This window comes from Dysgonomonas sp. PH5-45, assembly GCF_029893235.1.
Taxonomy (GTDB): domain Bacteria; phylum Bacteroidota; class Bacteroidia; order Bacteroidales; family Dysgonomonadaceae; genus UBA1309.
In genome coordinates, this window is the sequence record NZ_JARXWE010000003.1 from 20,556 (window position 1) to 40,832 (window position 20,277).

The 20,277-nt window shown below is 40.9% G+C and carries 15 protein-coding genes; 3 read left to right on the forward strand and 12 right to left on the reverse strand.

The genetic code is table 11. The features are described 5' to 3' along the window. Positions 1 to 2 precede the first annotated feature (2 nt). Positions 3 to 251 carry an ATP synthase F1 subunit epsilon gene (atpC, locus tag M2132_RS01980; protein WP_280670941.1) on the reverse strand — a complete coding sequence of 83 codons (249 nt, stop codon included), beginning with the start codon at positions 249 to 251 and terminating at the stop codon, positions 3 to 5. A 40-nt stretch (positions 252 to 291) separates the two neighbouring features. Continuing rightward, positions 292 to 1,815 carry a F0F1 ATP synthase subunit beta gene (gene atpD, locus M2132_RS01985; protein WP_280670939.1) on the reverse strand — a complete coding sequence of 508 codons (1,524 nt, stop codon included), beginning with the start codon at positions 1,813 to 1,815 and terminating at the stop codon, positions 292 to 294. A 353-nt stretch (positions 1,816 to 2,168) separates the two neighbouring features. Between atpD and M2132_RS01990 the strand changes: the two genes are divergently transcribed. After that, positions 2,169 to 3,362 (forward strand): saccharopine dehydrogenase family protein, encoded by a 1,194-nt coding sequence (locus M2132_RS01990; protein ID WP_280670937.1) that lies wholly within the window; start codon positions 2,169 to 2,171, stop codon positions 3,360 to 3,362. Positions 3,363 to 3,876: 514 nt separating this feature from the next. Here the strand turns inward: M2132_RS01990 and M2132_RS01995 are convergent. Then, positions 3,877 to 4,374, reverse strand: coding sequence for a dihydrofolate reductase (locus tag M2132_RS01995; RefSeq protein WP_280670935.1), 498 nt, complete (start codon positions 4,372 to 4,374; stop codon positions 3,877 to 3,879). Between the two features lie 172 nt (positions 4,375 to 4,546). On the opposite strand from M2132_RS01995, the gene M2132_RS02000 reads away from it, so the two are divergent. Next, the gene (locus M2132_RS02000; RefSeq protein WP_280670933.1) at positions 4,547 to 6,127 is read left to right on the forward strand and encodes a peptide chain release factor 3; all 1,581 of its coding nucleotides are present in this window, start codon (positions 4,547 to 4,549) and stop codon (positions 6,125 to 6,127) included. 5 nt (positions 6,128 to 6,132) lie between these two features. Beyond that, positions 6,133 to 6,918 carry a glycosyltransferase gene (locus M2132_RS02005; RefSeq protein ID WP_280670930.1) on the forward strand — a complete coding sequence of 262 codons (786 nt, stop codon included), beginning with the start codon at positions 6,133 to 6,135 and terminating at the stop codon, positions 6,916 to 6,918. 31 nt (positions 6,919 to 6,949) lie between these two features. Here the strand turns inward: M2132_RS02005 and M2132_RS02010 are convergent, their stop codons facing one another. The 9 genes from M2132_RS02010 to M2132_RS02050 form a co-directional block, all read right to left on the reverse strand. Further along, entirely contained in the window at positions 6,950 to 8,065 is a 1,116-nt protein-coding gene (locus tag M2132_RS02010; RefSeq protein WP_280670928.1) for an acyltransferase, read from the reverse strand. Positions 8,066 to 8,136: 71 nt separating this feature from the next. Continuing rightward, entirely contained in the window at positions 8,137 to 8,853 is a 717-nt protein-coding gene (locus M2132_RS02015) for a murein L,D-transpeptidase catalytic domain family protein (RefSeq protein ID WP_407932407.1), read from the reverse strand. A 56-nt stretch (positions 8,854 to 8,909) separates the two neighbouring features. Next, positions 8,910 to 9,926: a L,D-transpeptidase gene (locus M2132_RS02020; RefSeq protein ID WP_280670926.1), complete on the reverse strand. Its 1,017-nt coding sequence runs from the start codon at positions 9,924 to 9,926 to the stop codon at positions 8,910 to 8,912. A 67-nt stretch (positions 9,927 to 9,993) separates the two neighbouring features. Further along, positions 9,994 to 10,566: a Maf-like protein gene (locus M2132_RS02025; protein WP_280670924.1), complete on the reverse strand. Its 573-nt coding sequence runs from the start codon at positions 10,564 to 10,566 to the stop codon at positions 9,994 to 9,996. Next, on the reverse strand, positions 10,566 to 11,360 hold the full coding sequence (kdsA, locus tag M2132_RS02030) for a 3-deoxy-8-phosphooctulonate synthase (protein ID WP_280670922.1): 795 nt from the start codon (positions 11,358 to 11,360) through the stop codon (positions 10,566 to 10,568). Before kdsA ends, M2132_RS02025 begins: the two co-directional genes overlap by 1 nt. A 5-nt stretch (positions 11,361 to 11,365) precedes the next feature. Further along, positions 11,366 to 12,094: a 2-phosphosulfolactate phosphatase gene (locus M2132_RS02035; protein WP_280670920.1), complete on the reverse strand. Its 729-nt coding sequence runs from the start codon at positions 12,092 to 12,094 to the stop codon at positions 11,366 to 11,368. A gap of 91 nt (positions 12,095 to 12,185) precedes the next feature. Next, the gene (locus M2132_RS02040) at positions 12,186 to 13,010 is read right to left on the reverse strand and encodes a tetratricopeptide repeat protein (RefSeq protein ID WP_280670918.1); all 825 of its coding nucleotides are present in this window, start codon (positions 13,008 to 13,010) and stop codon (positions 12,186 to 12,188) included. 143 nt (positions 13,011 to 13,153) lie between these two features. After that, the gene (dinB, locus tag M2132_RS02045) at positions 13,154 to 14,242 is read right to left on the reverse strand and encodes a DNA polymerase IV (protein WP_280670915.1); all 1,089 of its coding nucleotides are present in this window, start codon (positions 14,240 to 14,242) and stop codon (positions 13,154 to 13,156) included. 123 nt (positions 14,243 to 14,365) lie between these two features. Beyond that, positions 14,366 to 20,155, reverse strand: a complete 5,790-nt coding sequence (locus M2132_RS02050; RefSeq protein WP_280670913.1) for an alpha-2-macroglobulin — start codon at positions 20,153 to 20,155, stop codon at positions 14,366 to 14,368. Positions 20,156 to 20,277: the final 122 nt, after the last annotated feature.

Sequence of the window (20,277 nt, forward strand, 5' to 3'; positions counted from 1 at the left end):
AATTATTGCTCAACACAAACAGTAATCACATTCTGCTTCACCTCCACAAAACCTCCGGATATTGTTACAGTCTCGGTAGTGTCTACACTTTTACCATAAACTATTTCTCCTGCTTGTAGCGATGAGATAAGCGGCGCATGGTTATGATGTACACTGAAATTTCCTTCCGTACCGGGTAGCTTCACAAAGGTAGCTTTTCCTTGATACAGCGATTTTTCGGCCGATATTATTTTTAAATCCAGGTCTTTCATCTTAATATTTATTTTTCAGGATGTTGTGAATCAAGGGCTCTTATGCTCCGGCTGCTTGCACCTGAAGTTTACGGCCTTTTTCTATTGCGTCTTCGATGGTTCCAACGTTCAGGAATGCTTGTTCGGGAAGGTCGTCAACCTCTCCGTCAAGAATCATCTTGAAGCCTTTTATTGTGTCTGCTATATCAACAATCACCCCAGGAACGCCTGTAAACTGCGTTGCCACGTTAAATGGTTGCGACAGGAAGCGTTGCACACGACGCGCGCGGTTAACCGTTTTCTTGTCTTCGTCCGAAAGCTCTTCCATACCCAAGATAGATATGATATCCTGAAGTTCTTTGTTACGTTGTAATATTTGTTTTACACGTTGAGCCACATCGTAGTGATCTTGTCCCACTACGTTAGGATCCAAACTGCGTGCTGTTGACTCCAATGGGTCTACCGCAGGATAGATACCAAGCTCTGTAATCTTACGGCTCAATACGGTTGTAGCATCCAAGTGCGAGAAGGTTGTGGCGGGAGCAGGGTCGGTCAAGTCATCGGCAGGTACATAAACCGCCTGTACAGATGTGATTGACCCGTTTTTAGTAGATGTGATACGCTCTTGCATAGCACCCATCTCCGATGCCAAAGTTGGCTGGTAACCTACCGCCGAAGGCATACGTCCCAAAAGCGCCGACACCTCAGAACCTGCCTGAGTGAAACGGAAAATGTTGTCGATAAAGAACAATATATCTTTAGGACCTCCGTCTTTGTGGTCTGCATCGCGGAAAGATTCGGCAACAGTTAGCCCCGTAAGCGCTACCGACGAACGTGCGCCCGGAGGTTCGTTCATCTGCCCAAACACCAACGATATCTGTGAGTTTTGAAGTTCATTGTAATCTACTTTCGACAGATCCCAATGACCTTCTTCCATACTTTTCTTAAATTCTTCGCCATAGCGAACAACGTTCGATTCTATCATCTCACGCAACAGGTCATTACCTTCGCGCGTACGCTCTCCAACACCCGCAAAAACCGAATATCCATTGTGTTTTTTTGCAATGTTGTTGATCAACTCCATAATCAACACGGTTTTTCCTACACCGGCACCACCAAACAAACCTACTTTACCTCCTTTGGCATAAGGGGCAAGCAAGTCGATTACTTTAATACCAGTGAACAGTACTTCGCGCGATGTAACCAAGTCTTCGAACTTAGGAGGTTCCCTGTGTATAGGCAACGAAGCGGCACTGCTTACAGGCTTCATGCCATCTATCGATTCACCTACAACATTCATCAAACGACCTTTTACCTGGTCTCCGATAGGTACTTCTATGGGCGAGCCGGTTGCTACAACCTCCAAGCCACGGCGAAGACCATCGGTACTATCCATAGCAACGGTACGAACCGAGTTTTCTCCAATATGTTGTTGAACTTCGACAACCAATATGCGGCCGTCAGGTCTTTTAATGTGTAGAGCTTCATGTATTTGCGGTAATTTCGCTGCGCTATCCTTTTTCTCAAAATAAACATCCACTACCGGACCGATTACCTGAGATATATGACCCATTGTTTGCGACATAATAGAATTAGAGTTTTTATATTTTGAATTATTTTACTTTCATATTTAAAGTAATACCTTATTATTGAGACACATACAATAATAAAATATTTATTAGGGTTTCTTAATAATTTAAAAACAATTGCATTATTGTCCGATCTGAAATAGACCTACGTACTAAAAAACGCACAAAGATAAATAAAAAATCAAAAAATACGAGCTTTAGCAAGCTTATTACATAGCAATATGTTTACTATTTCATTTTTTAATTTTATTTTTACATTGAGAAACAAGGATACATGCATGTTTTTTATTTTTTTAGCATCAATTTGTTTTAAAACATATATTTAAATCACCATAATACATTGAATAAAATGGGAAGAGTTCTTATTATTGGGGCGGGTGGCGTTGGCACAGTTGTTGCCCACAAGGTAGCCCAAAACAAAGACGTGTTTACTGACATTATGTTAGCCAGCCGTACTAAATCGAAATGCGATGCTATTGCCGAAAAAATAGGAGGAGGCCTTATCAAAACCGCCCAAGTGGATGCTGATAATGTGGAAGACCTGAAAGCCTTATTTAATTCGTTCAAACCCGAACTGGTTATTAATGTAGCTTTACCTTATCAGGATTTAACTATAATGGATGCCTGTCTGGCTTGTGGCGTTAACTATCTGGATACGGCAAACTACGAACCTAAAGACGAAGCCAAATACGAGTATAAATGGCAATGGGCATATCAAGACCGTTTCAGAGAAGCTGGCCTGACTGCTATTTTGGGATGCGGATTCGACCCCGGAGTAACCAGCGTATTTACGGCTTATGCGGCAAAGCACCATTTTGACGAAATGCACACCCTCGATATTGTAGACTGCAATGCGGGCGATCACGGGAAAGCTTTCGCTACAAATTTCAATCCCGAAATCAATATACGCGAAGTAACCCAAAAAGGTAAATACTGGAAAGACGGCAAATGGGTGGAAACAGAACCACACGAAATACACATGCCACTCAATTATCCCAACATAGGGCCTAAGGAATCATATCTGATTTATCACGAAGAATTGGAGTCGCTTGTCAAAAATTTCCCTACACTGAAGCAAGCACGCTTCTGGATGACCTTCGGACAGGAATATCTTACTCATTTGCGTGTAATACAGAATATAGGTATGGCACGTATCGACCCTATTATATATAATGGTGTAGAAATTGTGCCTATTCAGTTCTTGAAAGCGGTTCTTCCCGATCCGGGCGAACTGGGAGAAAACTACACCGGCGAAACATCTATCGGTTGCCGCATTCGTGGTGTGAAAGATGGAAAGGAACGGACGTATTATATATATAACAACTGTTCGCATCGGGCGGCCTACGAAGAAACAGGAGCGCAAGGGGTTAGTTATACAACCGGTGTTCCGGCAACAATAGGGGCCATGATGTTCATGAAAGGCTTGTGGCGTAAACCGGGAGTATTTAATGTAGAAGAATTCAATCCCGATCCTTTTATGGAACAACTGAACAAACAAGGCTTGCCTTGGCACGAATTGTTCGACATTGATATCGAACTTTAATAGCCTAACCGACAGGATATAAAAAAACGCCTCTTGCTTTTTTAGTTTAGAGGCGTTTTTCGTTACAAGAACCTACCTTTTTCGAGGTATTTTGAAATACTTTATATTCAATCTCCCCTCCTGCAAATCAAATTGATTTTTGTTTATGATGTATTTGCAAAAATTATCTTAAAAAAACTTTTCAACATCAAAAAAACTCCAAAAAGCCTATCTATAGAGGGTTTCAAGAAATATAAGGAGTTTGTGACAGTTGATTACAAAACTGAAATTCCGGATTTTTACTATTTTTTACGTTTAGTATGAGGGTTTTGACAATATAAATACCTATATTTGTATGCGCTTTTCAAGCGTCATATCAACACTATACAATAACGAAGAGAATTATCTTAGAGAGGAGTTAGCCGTGAGGCTCACTCCTTTTGCTTTTACAAAGCACTCTTTAGATATATTATCATCCGTGGGTATCTTTATTATAAATCGAAAATAAATATTTCAGATTATAACGAAATTGATATTACTGTATGCGTTGGTACACTATAAATGTATGATTATACATATTTTTCTCGTCTTTCGGGTTTTCTGTTCTGGATATTTCCTTCCATTTTGTTAAATCCAAGTTAGAAAAAAAGACATCTGCCTCATCAAAAACGTGATCTATTATTGTTAAATATAGTTTATCGGCAAGGTCTATCGTTTCGTTATATACCGAAGCCCCTCCCATGATAAAAACTTCGTTTTCGTTTTCGCAAAGGCCAAAAGCTTCATCTATATTATGACAGGTTTCGCATCCGGGAAAAACCATATTTTTATTGCGGGTGATGACTATATTACGCCTGTTAGGCAATGCTCCTTTGGGTAACGATTCAAAAGTCTTCCGCCCCATAATGACGGTGTGCCCGTTGGTAACGGTTTTAAAATATTTTAAATCGTTTGGCAGATAGCACAGCAAGTTATTATTCTGCCCTATGGCTTTGTTCCGGTCAACGGCAACTATAATAGATTTTATAGACATATTACTTTTTTGAATCCGAGCAAAGATATTTAAAATAACAGTAATCAATATCGTTTTTAAAGATGCTGTAAAACCAGTATTTATAATTCTCTTTTTTAAACATAGTCTATTTTATCTTATCTTTGCACCTTGAATTTAAAAAGACTTGCGTAAGCAGGAGATTGTATTGTTTATGAGCGATTTAGAAAAAGAGATAAAAAGAAGGCGTACTTTTGCCATTATTAGCCATCCGGATGCCGGTAAAACAACACTTACCGAAAAACTATTGTTGTTCGGAGGGGCTATCCATGTGGCAGGAGCTGTAAAGTCGAATAAAATAAAGAAAACCGCTACATCCGACTGGATGGAAATAGAAAAACAACGTGGGATTTCGGTTGCAACTTCGGTTATGGGATTTGAGTATGGCGGATATAAGATCAATATTCTGGATACCCCCGGTCACCAAGATTTTGCGGAAGACACTTACCGCACCTTAACGGCAGTAGATAGTGTTATAATTGCTGTCGATGTGGCAAAGGGTGTTGAAGCCCAAACACGTAAACTGATGGAAGTGTGCCGTATGCGCAACACCCCGGTGATGATTTTCATAAACAAGATGGACCGCGACGGGAAAGACCCTTTCGATTTGCTTGACGAACTGGAAGAAGAACTGAAAATAAAAGTCCGTCCTTTGAGTTGGCCTATCGACAGCGGACAAAGCTTTAAAGGTGTATACAATATATATGAGCAAAAACTGAATCTTTATACACCAAGCAAGCAAACCGTTACCGAAAACATAGAGTTTAAGGATATCAGCAGCCCCGAACTTGAGTCGCACATCGGCGATAGCCTTGCCGCCAAACTACGTGAAGATATTGAATTGATTGAAGGGGTTTACCCTGAGTTGGATATAAATACTTACCTTGATGGTGAGGTTGCCCCTGTGTTTTTTGGTTCGGCCTTGAATAACTTTGGGGTAAAAGAATTATTGGATTGCTTCGTTAAGATAGCCCCCTCGCCACGACCTGTGGAAGCGGTTGAAAGAGAAATAAACCCGATGGAAGATGCTTTTTCGGGTTTCATCTTTAAAATTCACGCCAATATGGACCCGAACCACCGCTCGTGTATAGCTTTCGTTAAGATATGCTCGGGACGATTTGAACGTAACGCCAATTACAAACACATCCGTTTTAACAGACAGATGCGCTTTTCGGCCCCTACGGCATTTATGGCTCAGAAAAAAGAAACGGTAGACGAAGCCTTTGCCGGAGATATTATCGGTTTGCCTGATACGGGTAACTTTAAGATAGGCGATACGCTTACTTCGGGCGAAGAGATTCACTTCAAAGGTCTGCCCAGTTTTTCGCCCGAAATGTTTAAATATATCGAGAATGCCGACCCTATGAAAACAAAACAACTCCAAAAAGGTATCGACCAACTTATGGATGAAGGGGTGGCACAGTTGTTTGTTAACCAATTTAATGGACGTAAAATTATTGGGACTGTCGGGCAATTACAGTTCGAGGTTATTCAGTACCGCTTGTTGCACGAGTATGGGGCACAGTGTAAATGGGATCCTATCAACCTCTACAAAGCTTGCTGGATTGAAAGCGATAATGCCGAAGAATTGGAAAACTTCAAAAAGCGGAAAGCACAATACATGGCCAAAGATAAAGAAGGCAGGGATGTATTTTTAGCCGATTCTAATTACGTGCTGATGATGGCGCAACAGGATTTTAAAGATATACGTTTTCATTTCACATCAGAATTTTAATACACATGATTTCTGTAATCATATCTTTTTACAAACGTTTGGATAATCTAGAAATGATTCTTCGTAGACTTAGTATGCAAAGCGAGAAAGATTTTGAAGTAATAGTTTCGGAGGATGACAATGCGCAAACAACTATAGACTATTTGAAAGATGCTCGTAAAAGATTCGACTTTACGATAAAGCATATAAGTCAAGAAGACAAAGGTTTTAGAAAAAACAAGGCGTTAAATCAGTCAATAAAAATTTCGGAAGGAGAATACTTGGTCTTTTTGGATGGAGATTGTATCCCTCATATCGAATGGTTGAAAGGGTACAAAAAATGGTTAAAACCCAAAACTGTTTGTCTTGGTAGACGATGTTATTTGGATGAAGCTATAACCAATAGGATATATGAAACTAAAGGGAAAAGGATACCCTTCTATTATGTTTTGCTTCATACCAAACGTTTAACTAATGCCTTTTATCTGCCATTCTTAGACCCTGGAAAACCTAAACGAAAAATTATAGGATGCAACTGGGGAGTACACAAGCAAAGCCTGATAGATATTAATGGTTTTGATGAAGATTATGAGGTTGCAAGTGTAGGCGAAGATATGGATGTTGATTATCGTTTCAGACATACAGATGTTATCTTTAAGAATATTAAACACTCGGTAGTCACTTTGCACCTTTGGCATAAAGCCAACTATAAACCGGAAGATGTAAAAAAAGCCAAAGCAATCTGGGCAAAAAAGAAAGAAGAAGGCCTGGTTTTCTGCAAAAACGGCTTGATTAAAAACAAGGACAATTAATATTACACAGAAGAAACGAAGGTAATCTCCGTTAAGATTCCTTCTTATCCATGGTCTTTATTATCTGTCTTCCTATATTCTGCCCTTTTACTTCGATATACTTGTAGGTAATGCTTGATACAAGATAAGTTATCAAAGATACAAGTAGATACATCAATACAAAATTGAGAAGCGATGTGTATATATCATTTACACCGAACAAGTAATTAAACCCAATATTGTTGAGAGCGTGAATGATTGCGAAGTGTACTAAGTACATACTGAAACTTACTTTCCCTACTTTTGCCAGAACTTTGTTTGATAATATTTTGAAAGGTTTTCTTGCTTGTATTACAACAAGGATAAGCAGTATCAAAGAAAACAGAAGATGTTTGGGTATGGGCATAAAGAAGAAAAAGAAGACAAATGCCGCCAACATCAATGCTAACGTAGATCTTCTGATTGGTTCTTCGTTGTTGTTCAATATCCTATAACAAAGAAATCCAAGTGTAAACACCGGAAACTGAACAAAAAAATTGAATACCGCAAAACCATCATCACTGTTCTGCTGCACAGTATCGGGTATGAGGTAATAGCATGCAATACTGCTTATTATAGCACCCACCACAAACGCGATTGCCGCAAAGCTAATACTTTTGTTTACATTACTTATTTTACTGCATAAGAACGGGACAAACAGATAGAAAATAAACTCAACAGAGACAGACCAACCACCAGGCACATACAGGTTTGCGTAAAAAGGAAACAAGGAATTAACAAACAGAATACTGCTTAGTAATGCTTTTAGTGGTATAAGTGAAAAATCGAGATTTGAGAAATCAAAACCAATAAATTGATCGAAAGTAAAATATATTATAGCCAGATAATACATGGGAGCAATCCTGAAAAAACGGCGGATAAAGAATTTTTTCACAGGTTGTGTTTCTCCTTTACGATTGTTGTGCGACATAAAAAGGGTCAGTGCGCTAACAATAAAAAACAATTGCACCCCATACCGTCCGGCAGATATGATACGACAAAGCCATTCCGGATAATGATACTGAATCTCATCCTGAGGTAACAACATGTTTCCGATGTGTACCAATATCACCATCAAAACGGCAATACCGCGCAGGCTATCTATGTATTCGTATTTTTTAGGTTCCAAGTAAGCAGGTGTTTTTTGTTTATAAAAGTTTGGTAATATATATCCTCCGATTATGCTTTATATACGCAATTTCAGGTATAAAGTTTTGCATTGGATATGATTGGGCTAAAAGCCAGATATTCTTTGTTATCGGCATAGATAAACAACAAAGAACCATCTTTTATTACATCTATAACCGCGTCATTGATATCGGGTGGTAGGGCGGGGCAACCCCAACTACGGCCAAGTCGGCCGTTCGATTCCATGTAAGATGGCTCGCAATAATCGGCGGCATGTATCACGACTGACCTTGCCTTGGCATTGTCGTTAATGCCTTTTTCCAATCCGTTTATTATCAGCGAATAACCATTCTTGCCGTTGTATGTGTTTTCTGTAAGGTAAAAGCCGAGGGAACTTTTATGCGAATTTTTACGGTTCGAAAACGATGTGGCGTAGTTCTCGCCACTGCCACGCCCATGTGCTACATGGCTTGCGAATAATATCGTCTTGTTTTCGAGGTCGAGAACAAAAAGGCGTTCTTGAGTTGAGGGTTTGGTGAAGTCAATCAGCGTGATTATCGTTTTGTTTTTAGGATTTATGGCCTTATATCCGGCCATTGCCTGTTCAAACATTTCTTGTCCGATAAACTCCTTGAGGTTCATTTCTTCGTATAGAAGTTCGGTTTCGGACATTGTCGGTGCTGTGATTTTTCTTGCCGGCTTTTGGCTTGAAGTATTGTTGTTCGAATTACTTGCAGGAACAAATATGAAAATTGAAATGAGGGTTAAACCGAAAAATAATTTATACATAAGTTTTTATGGGCACAATAATGTTTTCTTTCCCCTGTGTGCCTCAGAGGTTTTTATTAATCTAATACAAATACTAATGCCTCATATTTTGGGGCCCAATCGTATACAAACTTTGCGTGCGACGACGCATTACGCACACACATGTGCGAACGCGGGGTTGTACCCAATGTTGAACTGAACTCGATAATATCGGTCCGTGGCAGATTGACAGGAACGCCATGTATATAAGCTCCGTTTGTGAAACGGCTTGCATAAGGGGCAAAGCCGGCATGCTCGGTCAATGATCCGTCTTGCAGGAATATCATTGTAGATCTTTTGTCTTGTACTACAAACAAACCTGTTGGCGTTTCCTGCCCGTATGGTGGCCTGTGTTTTCCGGTAGTTGCAGGATTCATGCTGCGGACTACCCAACAAGTGTCTGTTTTTTCGAGCGTTGCAATGTTCTGATTTGTAACGTCAACAAATACCGCCTTGTTAAAAACAACTGTGTCGCCAATCGTTTTGATATATCGTTTGGGAACCAACCATTCTTTTTTAGTTTCAGCTATTTCCACCTTTACAAAGTCGGATACATCCTCCAAATATCTCACCAAACTTCCATCCCGTCCGTAAAGTTCAGCTTCGAGGGTATCGTTTTCCAAAAACAAGGGAACAGATTGATAGCGCTCCACCCCTAAAGTATCTGATATGCGCTTATATTCGTCTCTGTTCCATACTTTAACCAAAGGAGCTTGTCCATTCAGATTTTTGTAATTTTGCAACACTGCCCACATGGCAGGTTTGCGTTGCATGTTTTCGACCAATGCTAACCGCTCCTTTATTTTGTCCCACTGAAAAACACGAACCGTATCTTTATACGGGTAAGTATCTTCGAGTGTATATTTATCGTATTTTAATTCTTTTACTATCAGTATATCGTCAGCCGAGAGAGTGTCTATCACCGGTTCTACGTCTTCTACCAGCAACGAGTCTGTTTTGTTTGCATCGTTGGTTGGCCGGTTAGAATTTGTATTGCAAGACGAAAAATAAAATATATTTGCTAAACAAGTAAATAGTATTACAACTTTTCTCATTATTTATGTTTGCTGGAAGTAATATGTGTTAAGTATTAGATTTCAGCCAACAAAGATAATGAAATTATTAAAAACCCCTCAGCTCTTTAAATAACTTCTGTACGGGTAGCCCCATAATATTGTAGTACGAACCCGAAATATATTCAACCGCAATATAGCCTATCCACTCCTGTACGCCATATGCTCCGGCCTTATCCATCGGTCTGTATTTTTCTACATAATATTCTATATCGTTTTCGCTCAATTCGGCAAAACGAACATCCGACACAGCCGAGAATGTTTTTTGTTTATCCTTCGTGTACAGGCAAACTCCTGTTACAACCTGATGGGTTTTGCCTGACAGTTTAGCCAGCATTTGCTTTGCATGCGTTTCATTTTCGGGCTTTCCGTATATTTGCCCGTCCAGTATCACTACCGTATCGGCTGTTATAACCATCGTATCGCCATCTACCAAGGAAGCATAAGCCTCAGCCTTTTTATTGGCCAGGTATTCGGGAACTTTTGCCGGTTCAATATCCGGAGGATAAGACTCGTCAATATCTTGCAGAACTTTCACCTCGAAAGGTATATCCAACCCTTTCAACAGTTCCTGCCTGCGTGGCGAGTTCGATGCAAGGATTATCTTGTAACCGTCAACCATTACAAAGCCTGTTTAAGACGAACCAGACGGGTCATAAGCCCTTCCATTTGGTCTAAAGGTAACATATTTGCCCCATCCGATTTTGCTACCGATGGGTCTTGATGGGTTTCTATGAACAAACCGTCAGCACCTGTGGCTATACCGGCCTTGCACATGGTTTCTATCAGTTTGGGCTGCCCGCCGGTAACCCCCGATGTTTGGTTTGGCATTTGCAAACAATGGGTAGCATCGAGTACAACAGGGAAACCAAAGGCTTGCATTTCGGGTATCGCGCGGAAGTCTACCACGAGGTCACCATAACCAAACGAAACTCCACGTTCGGTCAACATCACATTTTCATTGCCCGAATCAACTATTTTCTGAACCGCAAACTTCATGGCATGAGGTGCAAGAAACTGTCCTTTCTTTACGTTTACAATCTTCCCTGTTTTAGCGGCCGCAACCAACAGTTCGGTTTGCCGGCACAAAAAAGCCGGAATCTGCAACACATCTACATACTGCGCGGCCATATCGGCCTCGTGCACTTCGTGAATATCGGTCACGGTGGGTATGCCGAAGGTTTCGCCCACCTTGCGTAATATCTTCAGGGCTTTTTCGTCGCCTATGCCCGTGAAGGAATCAACACGCGAGCGGTTTGCTTTGCGGTACGAACCCTTAAAGACATAAGGAATGTTGAGTTTGGAGGTAATGTTCATTATTTTTTCGGCAATATCGAGAGCCATTGCTTCGCCTTCAATAACACATGGGCCTGCCATGAGAAAGAAATTACCGTTCTTCAGTTCAGATATATTCATTTTCGTTATCGGTTTCTATTTAGGTCTGTTAATCGTTTTGTTTCTTTATCGTAAATGGGCAAAACATGTTCGGTATCCGTTTGTAGGCAATAGCGTGCCACCTCAAGCAGATTGTGTTGCTTCAATCTTACATAATGTTCGCTGCGTTCTATGTATTTGCCAACATCGGCTTTGGCTTCGTGCCACATAGATAGAGTCACTTGCACGGAGTCGGACAGAACGGAATAGTTGCCCTCCGTTTTCAGTATATCGGCCAAAGCTCCTCCAAAAAGGGTATCTTCTATATTGAAACGGTCTCTCCATCCGGAGCAAAGCACAAGTACATTTTTCTGTTCCGCAAGGCAGTAGTTTGCCACAGCCGACAGGTTCGAAAATGAGCCGATTACCAGCGAATAACAGTTCTTGGCTATTTCTATGGCGCGTGTTCCGTTTGTTGTGGAAATAACGATATCCTGATCCTTCACCTTATCGGGCGAATAATCGGACGGAGTATTGCCAAAATCGGCAAAATCGACACGCATCACATTACGCTCACCTCCCACCAGATAGCCTTTATCTTTATACGCCTTGGCTTCTTCTATGGTTTCGACGGGGATGACGCTCTTTGCTCCACTACCCAAAGCACCGCATATTGTTGAAGTAGCCCTGAATACGTCTACAACCACTACAATGGCATCGGGTTCTTCATACACGGGATATAACCGGGGCGAAAAGCATATTTCTATCTTACTCATTTTCTTAAATCTTTCGGGGATGCAAATTTACTAAAAATACACGAAAGCTGTGGATTCTCAAGGGGGTATTGTCGTCTCCCGTTCACGGTTATTATTTGCAAAGATTGATGAGCCGGTCTATAAAGCTTGCTTCGGCTCCCAGTTCTTTTGCTTTTTCAAAGTCTTTCTTTGCCGCAAGTTTATCGTATTGTTCCAAGCGGATTTGTCCACGCATGATATACAATTCGGGACTTTCAAAACCTAAACTCTGAGCTTTGTTCAGGTCGTCGGTTGCATAGCGGAATTTGCGGGTGTTCAGATAACATTCGGCCCTGTCGAAATACAATTTGGCCAATCCTTTGTTTTCGCCAATAAGATTGGTATATATTTTTTCGGCATCGTTCCATTGGTTCAGGTGTTTAAAGGCCAATGCGTGCCCTTGCTGTGCCATAATGTTGTTGGGTTCTATTTCTTCAATCTTATCGAAGTCTTTTCTGGCGGCGGGAATATCATTCTGGTTTATATGGAGCAGTCCGCGCCTGTAACGGGCAAGGATATCATTTTCGTTGTAAAAAAGGATAGAGTCATAGTCTTTCATTGCATCGTCGTCGCGTCTCATTTCGCAATACAGAACAGCCCTGTTGTGCAGAATACTGGGTACATTGTGGTTTTTAGACAGAGCAGTGTTGTAAGCCAGCAATGCCTCCTCCTGCTTACCCAACTTGCGCTGTATTGTTCCCAGATTAGACAGCAAAAGTGTATTACCTGCATTTGCGGGTTCTGCACGTAATGCTTGCAAGAGAGCAATTTCGGCCGAAAGGTAATCTCCTTTTTCGGCATAGTCGGCCGATTTAAGAACTAATTCTTCATACGTTTGCGAAAGAGTGAAACTTGAAAAGAAAAGTAACGGAATGAAGATAAATAAGCTTTTTTTCATTTTCGGTCTGCAATCTGTATTTATATTTCAAAAGCAAAAATACTTTTATTTTGTGTAAATACCTCTCCGATGGGCGTATAAAGAAACAGAAACTATGTTTACAGATGTTATTCCAAGAAATAGAGACGGAGGCAGAGGCGCGTCTATTCATCATCCCATTCCTTGAATGGAAGGTAAAGCTGCATGGCTCCGCTCCAATCGCTTTCGTCTACATCCGTATTTTTGATGGTAAGCCCAATAAGCCTCACTTTAGGGCTTATATCTATTGTTTCGAGCAACTCTGCCCCTACCGAGTAGAGGGTTTCGAAATCAGAAACAACCAACGGCATGGTTCTGCTACGGGTTATTATCCGGAAATCGGCAAATTTCACCTTCAAGGTAACGGTTCTTCCCTGAAAGGAACGCCGGCTTATGCGCCCTATAACATCTTGGGCAACACCCTCCAACTCCTTTAGGAGTTCGGGCAAAGAATCGAAATCGCTGGCAAAGGTATTTTCGGCTCCTATCGATTTGCGTACACGATTGGGCTGAACCTCTCTGTCGTCTTGTCCACGAGCATTCATAAAATAAACATGTCCGGCTTTACCGAAGGCGGCCGCAAGCTCGGCTTCGGTTTTGAGTTTCAGGTCGCCCCCTGTTTTTATTCCCATTTGGTGCATCTTTTGGGCAGTAACCCGTCCTACACCAAAAAACTTTTCTATGGGCAGGGCTTCAACAAACTGCTCAGCAACCTTGGGGCGTATAATGAATAATCCGTTGGGTTTATTCTGATCGGATGCTATTTTTGCGAGGAACTTATTGAAGGACACACCTGCCGAAGCCGTTAGCCCTGTTTCCTGAAAAATACGGTCTCTTATCTCTTGTGCTATCTGTGTAGCCGATTCTATATTTTTATGGTTTGTGGTGACATCCAAAAAAGCTTCGTCGAGCGCTAGAGGTTCAACAATGTCGGTATACTCAAAAAAAACATCCATAATATGCCTCGATACTTCCTTGTAAGCATCGAACCGGCTTTGAACAAAAATAAGGTGCGGACATTTGCGTAATGCAGTTTTGGAGGGCATCGCCGAGCGCACACCATAACGGCGGGCTTCGTAACTGGCCGCTGCAACAACACCTCTATCGCCCGGATGACCAACCGCCAGAGGCTTCCCTCTGTACGCCGGGTTGTCGCGCTGCTCTATGGAAGCATAAAACGCATCCATGTCTATATGTATAATTTTCCGTACCATGAATCTTATACACAAAGATAGATTTATCCGGCTGTATACACAGAGTAAAAATGAGAAAAAAGAAGAGACTGGCTCAATCGGAAAAAATGACAAACCGAATTGAGCCAGCCTCTCGTTATTTTACTATCGTACCGTCACTTTTATTCCGGCCGTATGCGATACAAATTCGGGAGCATACATACACTGTATTGTTGTGATGCCGTTCGAATATTCGCCCGTGCGATTGGCATAAACAGGATATTCGAATACATATGTACCTTTAGGCAGATGATCGAAATAGAAATTTGTAGAGGCATCCTTTGTTGCTTGATAATAAATAGAGGCATTCTGCCAACGCACACCCGAAAGTGTTTCTATCGGTTCAAAACACGACGCCCGCATATCTTTCAACTGAACAAAGTCTAAATCGCGGTCGGCACGCACGGTTAGGCGTACAACAACTTTATCGCCCACTTTTATCGGATTGCTTTCAGTTATCTGTACCAAAGTTTTTCCGCCGGCTGTAACCTGTTCCACAAACAGTTTTTTATCTACATTTAAATCGCCCTTTTGTGCCGAGATCTTGTCAAGGTCTTCGTAATACTGCCAATACATGGCCCCCCATTCGGGTCCGCCATCGGGTTTTTCTATGCGTATTTTTGCCATGTTTGCGTTAATATCTTGTCCTGTCCAAGCCTCTTTAAAGTAGCCTGTTCCCAGCTCTTTGTTTTCAGGTGCAATCTCCTTACCACCTACAAAAACCTTTGTGCCGGCATCAGAAGAGAACCAGTCAGAGCCATTACTCAACAAGGCGTAAATAGCATCAATCGTGGCATGAGTCGATTCCCAGGCTTGCGTTTGCTTTTGTTTCAATAACCATTGTTTCAACAAATCCATTTCTTGGGCTGGAGCTTTCATTTCTTTGAACGCTTCCATCATAAAGGTATGAGTCGTTACAGCCGATTGCGACATAAATGCCGAACTTTGGTTATTTGTCCAGAACATACCCATTTCGTCGTTTACGGTTGCATATTCACGTACCGATTTCATTATCTTGTCGGCCAATTCTTTATTTCCGTTACGCAAGGCAAGCACTATCATCAGTGAACGTTCGTAAAGGTTTAGTTTTGTCCAATTCTTTTCAACAACCGATGTATAGAAACGTTCCGCTTCGCGTGCATCCTTGTCGATTGGTATATCCCTGTATGCCGAACGTACGAACATATATTCCAACTGCGAAGTACTGATGTTGGTTGCTTTTTCCCAATCTTTCGTTTTTTTCAGTTCAGTGTAATCCTTCACTATTTCTTTATCCAAGAAGTTCAAGGCATTCATCTGCGCTTGTTTTATCTGGTCGCCATACTGAACCGCATTCAATCTTACCAACTGTGTGTATCCATAAAGGATGTATTGTGTTACACTGCGGCTCGAATACATACCCTTATACCACGACCAACCTCCGTCGTTTCTTTGCAAATCAAGCAGTTTGGTGGTAGCGGCCTCGGTTTGCATGCGCGAGTTATTCATGTCGAACAACAACGACAAACGGTTCATTTGCTCCGTCTCAGTTTTAGCATCAAGTACCCAAGGTGTTTCTTCCAAAAGAACGGCTTTCAGTTCTTCGTTCTTTTGCAATTTCGATATCAGCGTTTCTTTGCTTCCGGCTTGCTTTTTCCATGCGTCAATCATAGCGTTTACTTTCGGATATTGTTTCATAATGTGCATGCCCAATGTATTTACATAGTAGCTGGCAAGCCAGTTCACGGCATTTTCGTTAGCCGGATTACTCAATACCGGCAGAGTTTGAACGGCATACCAAGCCGGATTATCGGCATATTCTAACGTCAAGCGATAATTGCTCAACGATGCCGATTTGTTGCCCGCAAAGCGGTCGAAAGTAAATTCTTTCACTCCTGCTTTGTTGGCGTTTATTGTCATGCTCTCGGTAACCAACATGCGGTTGGGCAATACAGAAAGAACATGCTGTTCGCCATCGCTAAACGACGGACTCTCGGCAACGATGCGACAACCCAAAAGGTCAATATCGGCAGGAACGGTAAATGTCCATGTTGCTGACGAAGAAGCATCTTTACCCAGACTGAATGTCTGCTTCTGTCCATCTATTGCAAAATCCAGAATTTTGTCTGTCAATGGGTCAAAAAACTCGATGCGAACCTCTCCGCTCACGGCATTGTCCGACAGATTGGAGATTTTGGTAGAAATACTGGTTCTGTCGCCCTGACGAACAAAACGTGGCATATTGGGCGTCACCATCAGCTCCTTGCGCGACACAACCATTGCCTCCAGCGAACCCTTGTTGAGTGACTTATCGTAAGCCAAGGCTCGGAATTTCCATGTAGTGTTGCTTTCGGGAACCGTAAAGCTGATAATTGTTTCACCCTGCTCATTAGTACGCAATTGTGGATAGAAAAATGCCGTTTCATTAAAATTACTACGGATTTGGGGAGATGCACCACTTTGTTTTTTAGGGGCACTTCCATATCCTTTCACAACAATCTCCCCTGTTGCTTCTGTTTGCAATCCGTCAATTTTACTTTCTAAAGCATCTGCCATATCATTCATAGGCGACATCGGCGCAGCAGCAGCCATACGATAACGGGTATTATACCCCATGCCTAAGCTTAGATCAAACCAATTCAAGCGGTCAAAAATAAACGCCGGATATTCTAATGTTTGATAACCAAAATAAGAGTAAAGATAAGTCATTCTTTGATTTTCCCTCTGAAACAGAGAAGGAGAATCCCATGAAAAGGGGAATGGGTAGAAATGCCAATCTTTCGTTTTATGTATTTTATCGAGTGACGAATCGTACATTGATGCTAATAGCTCTGCGAAAGCAGGTTGTCCTTTTTTATCCTTCACAGATATTCGCCATTCCTCATGTGCTCCAGGACGAAGTTTATCGCGGAATACTTCTAACTTCAGATCCAAACCTTTACTATTATCTTCTACTTTATATAAATCACACTTATTTACATATTCCCGGCCTTCAACCACATAAGTAAACACAGCCGAAACTACATCCTCGTATTTATCCTTATAAGGAATTGTAAGTTTACGATTCTCATTATTTAAAATAAACTGCTGCCGCTCCAGAACTTCACTCCCTTTCATCAAATCGAACAAGACAGTTGTTTTGCCGGAGACACCAATAATTATTTCTACATCTTTCGCTTTCCTGAATACATTATTTTTTTCTATAATCCAATTATTGGTTTCTATTGGAGGCTTTTTGTCGTTATAAGAATACAATACAAAATCGTTTATTGCTTCCACATCTCGCCCTTTTTCATCATTGGTTTTCAGCACTATACGATATTTAGCCGATGGTAAATTCCGAAATACTCCCATCAAATCCATTACTCCATTTGTAGAAAAATTGCCTGTCTTAACCTCAGAGGCTATACTGTCGTTCTTCTGTAAACTATAAATGTTATATATTCCATTCACAGAAACCGGCTCTCCATTCAGATTAACGGCCGTTACTTTGAGTGAGTCTTTACTATTTTTATTCAAACGTTCGTCAATTTCTACCGACAGCGCCATAGAAACATCGCCCACTGCAAATGAGTAATTGCCCGATTGAGTTTCGCCATTCACATCCGTTATAGCTGCATCAACCGTAAAATTGTAAACGTTAGCTCTTTTCAAAGGAATTATATCCGAAGGGTTTTCTTTATTTTGAGGAATGGTGAAAGTTATCTTGAACGACCCATCATTGGCAGTGGTTACGTCTCCACTTTCCACAAAAGTGCTTCCTGTTTGATACCAACGCAAAAAAGACGATTTATTTATAGTATAAGAAACATTCGCTCCTTGCAGTTTTACGCCCGAATAACTTTCGGCATGCCCTGTTAGGGTTACTTCATCGCCAAAAGTATAAGTTTCCTTTAGTTTATCGAAAGTAACCTGAAATGTGGGGCGTTTATATTCTTCAACTTGTATATATTCGGAAGCATCACCAATCTTTATCCGATAGCTACCTGTTAGCCCTCCCTGTGGCAAAACAAATTCGCCCGCAAAAGAGCCGAATTCATTGGTCAATAATTCTTTTTCTGCAATAACCTGCCCATTAGGGTTAGAAAACGTTACTTTATAACTCTCCTTTGTAATCAATTTGGCTGTTCTTGGCTTTCCCTGTTGAACAGCAATCACCTTAAAATAAACAGTTTGTCCGGGGCGATAGATATTCCTATCTGTCAGAATCGTAATATCTTCATCATTCTTATTATCTGTCCTATAAGAATAGAAACGAGGCATTTGAGTTTTCCCTGTTAAACTATCATTTTTCAAACTAACGGAATAAAAATAACGATAACTCTCTTTTGTAGGTAGTGTGTACTGAGCAAATCCCTCATTATTGGTTTTAACAGTACCTTCTTCTTTATAATCATCCCTTTTCAATAATGAATAAACCGTTACGGTTGCATCCCTCACCGGTGTTCCATCCTTGCTGTCAACTACATAAAATTCGTAGCCGGTATCGCTTAAACAACGAGCAAAATGAGCAAGCTTTGTTATTCCAAATTCAAAAATGCTATCTGTATTAGTAGTATTTTTATCGTATTTAACAGTGGCTGTGTAACTACCAACTTCACTAACTGTCAGCACAAAAGATGTATCCTGAGCCTCAAATACATTGGGCGAAGTGAGATTCATAGTGATTGTTTCCGCAACCTTGCCTGTATTCTTCTCTTTTATTTCGATAGTAGCCTTATTCAGATTTCTATATCTAAAACTTATTCTTTTATTTTTGTTGTCAGGACGAAAGGTCGCGCTACCCATAATTTGGGCATAAGGGTGTGCCATCAAAGTTAATTGGTTTTTCAACAAATTAATCCGCTTGTAATTGGGGTACTTTTCTATTCCATATTCTGCCCAGTTGTACATTTCTTTTCTTTTTGTAGAATATTCCTCGCTTCTTTCTGATAAATAACGCTCCGGATCAATAATCGAAACGATGGCATTGATTACCTCCACATTATAATCGTAGGCTTGGTTTTCTTTTTCAAGAGCCAACAGTCGTTCTTTCGCATATTCGGTTTTGTATTTATACGATTTTCCAGCTAAATAATTTATCAAACTAATCTCCGTAAAAACAGCCGATTCGTTCAATCCTCTTTTCTGTAAAGATTTCAGATACTTGGAATAATAAAAAAGCGGACTCAAGCTTCCTTCGGAAGAAAATTTAATTTCAGCAAATTGCCTTGCCGGAACAGCAAGCCCTTCGAGGGTTATATTTTCTGCTTTGAGCGCATCGTTGAAGCCTACTATCAAAATCTGGCTCGATTGCTCAATAGCGCGCTTCATCAGAAAATCGTAAAGCGTAGGCGACAGGGTGCGGGAGTCTGCCCCTAAGATGATGATATCTTCATATTCTTTGGCCGAGGCATTCAGAAGCAAAGATTCCTGCTCAACCGACCGTGCCAAATGTTCGCGTACCTTATTAAAGAAGATATTGGCCGACCACTCTTTGATATCGTCCGGCACAAAGTCCTCCAGATTGGTTCTATTTCGTATCTGCCATTGGTTAGCAGTATAATAATTAAGATAAAGTTCCCCAATCATGGAGTGCAGCAGGGCCTTATCGGTAGGCTTTGCAGAAGTCTGCAACAAACCGGACAAGTCGTTTATTATCTCTGCATCAACGTTTCTGTCGGCAGCCGTTGTTAATTTATTTTGCCAGATAAGAGCCTTAATGGTTTGTGGGGTATTTTTCTCGGCAATAGCCTCTTTCAGTATTCCGCCCACAATAGTGCCCGCCGATTTTGGCAAATCGCTTTCTTTCCAGATTTTTTCTACCTGTTGCCATCTGTCGGCATATTTATCCGTTGATTTTTTGTTTGGAGCGGTTTGCGCCAATAAACCGACACACACCATAAAGGCGAACCCAAAACTAAGTAACTTCTTCATAAGAATATATATTATTGCATTTACTATTACTGTATAGATGTTGTTCTTGAAGAAAAACCATAAACGCAAATCGTTTTTTTACATTTATTATGTTCGTTTTTGCAATTTACGGTTCAACTCTT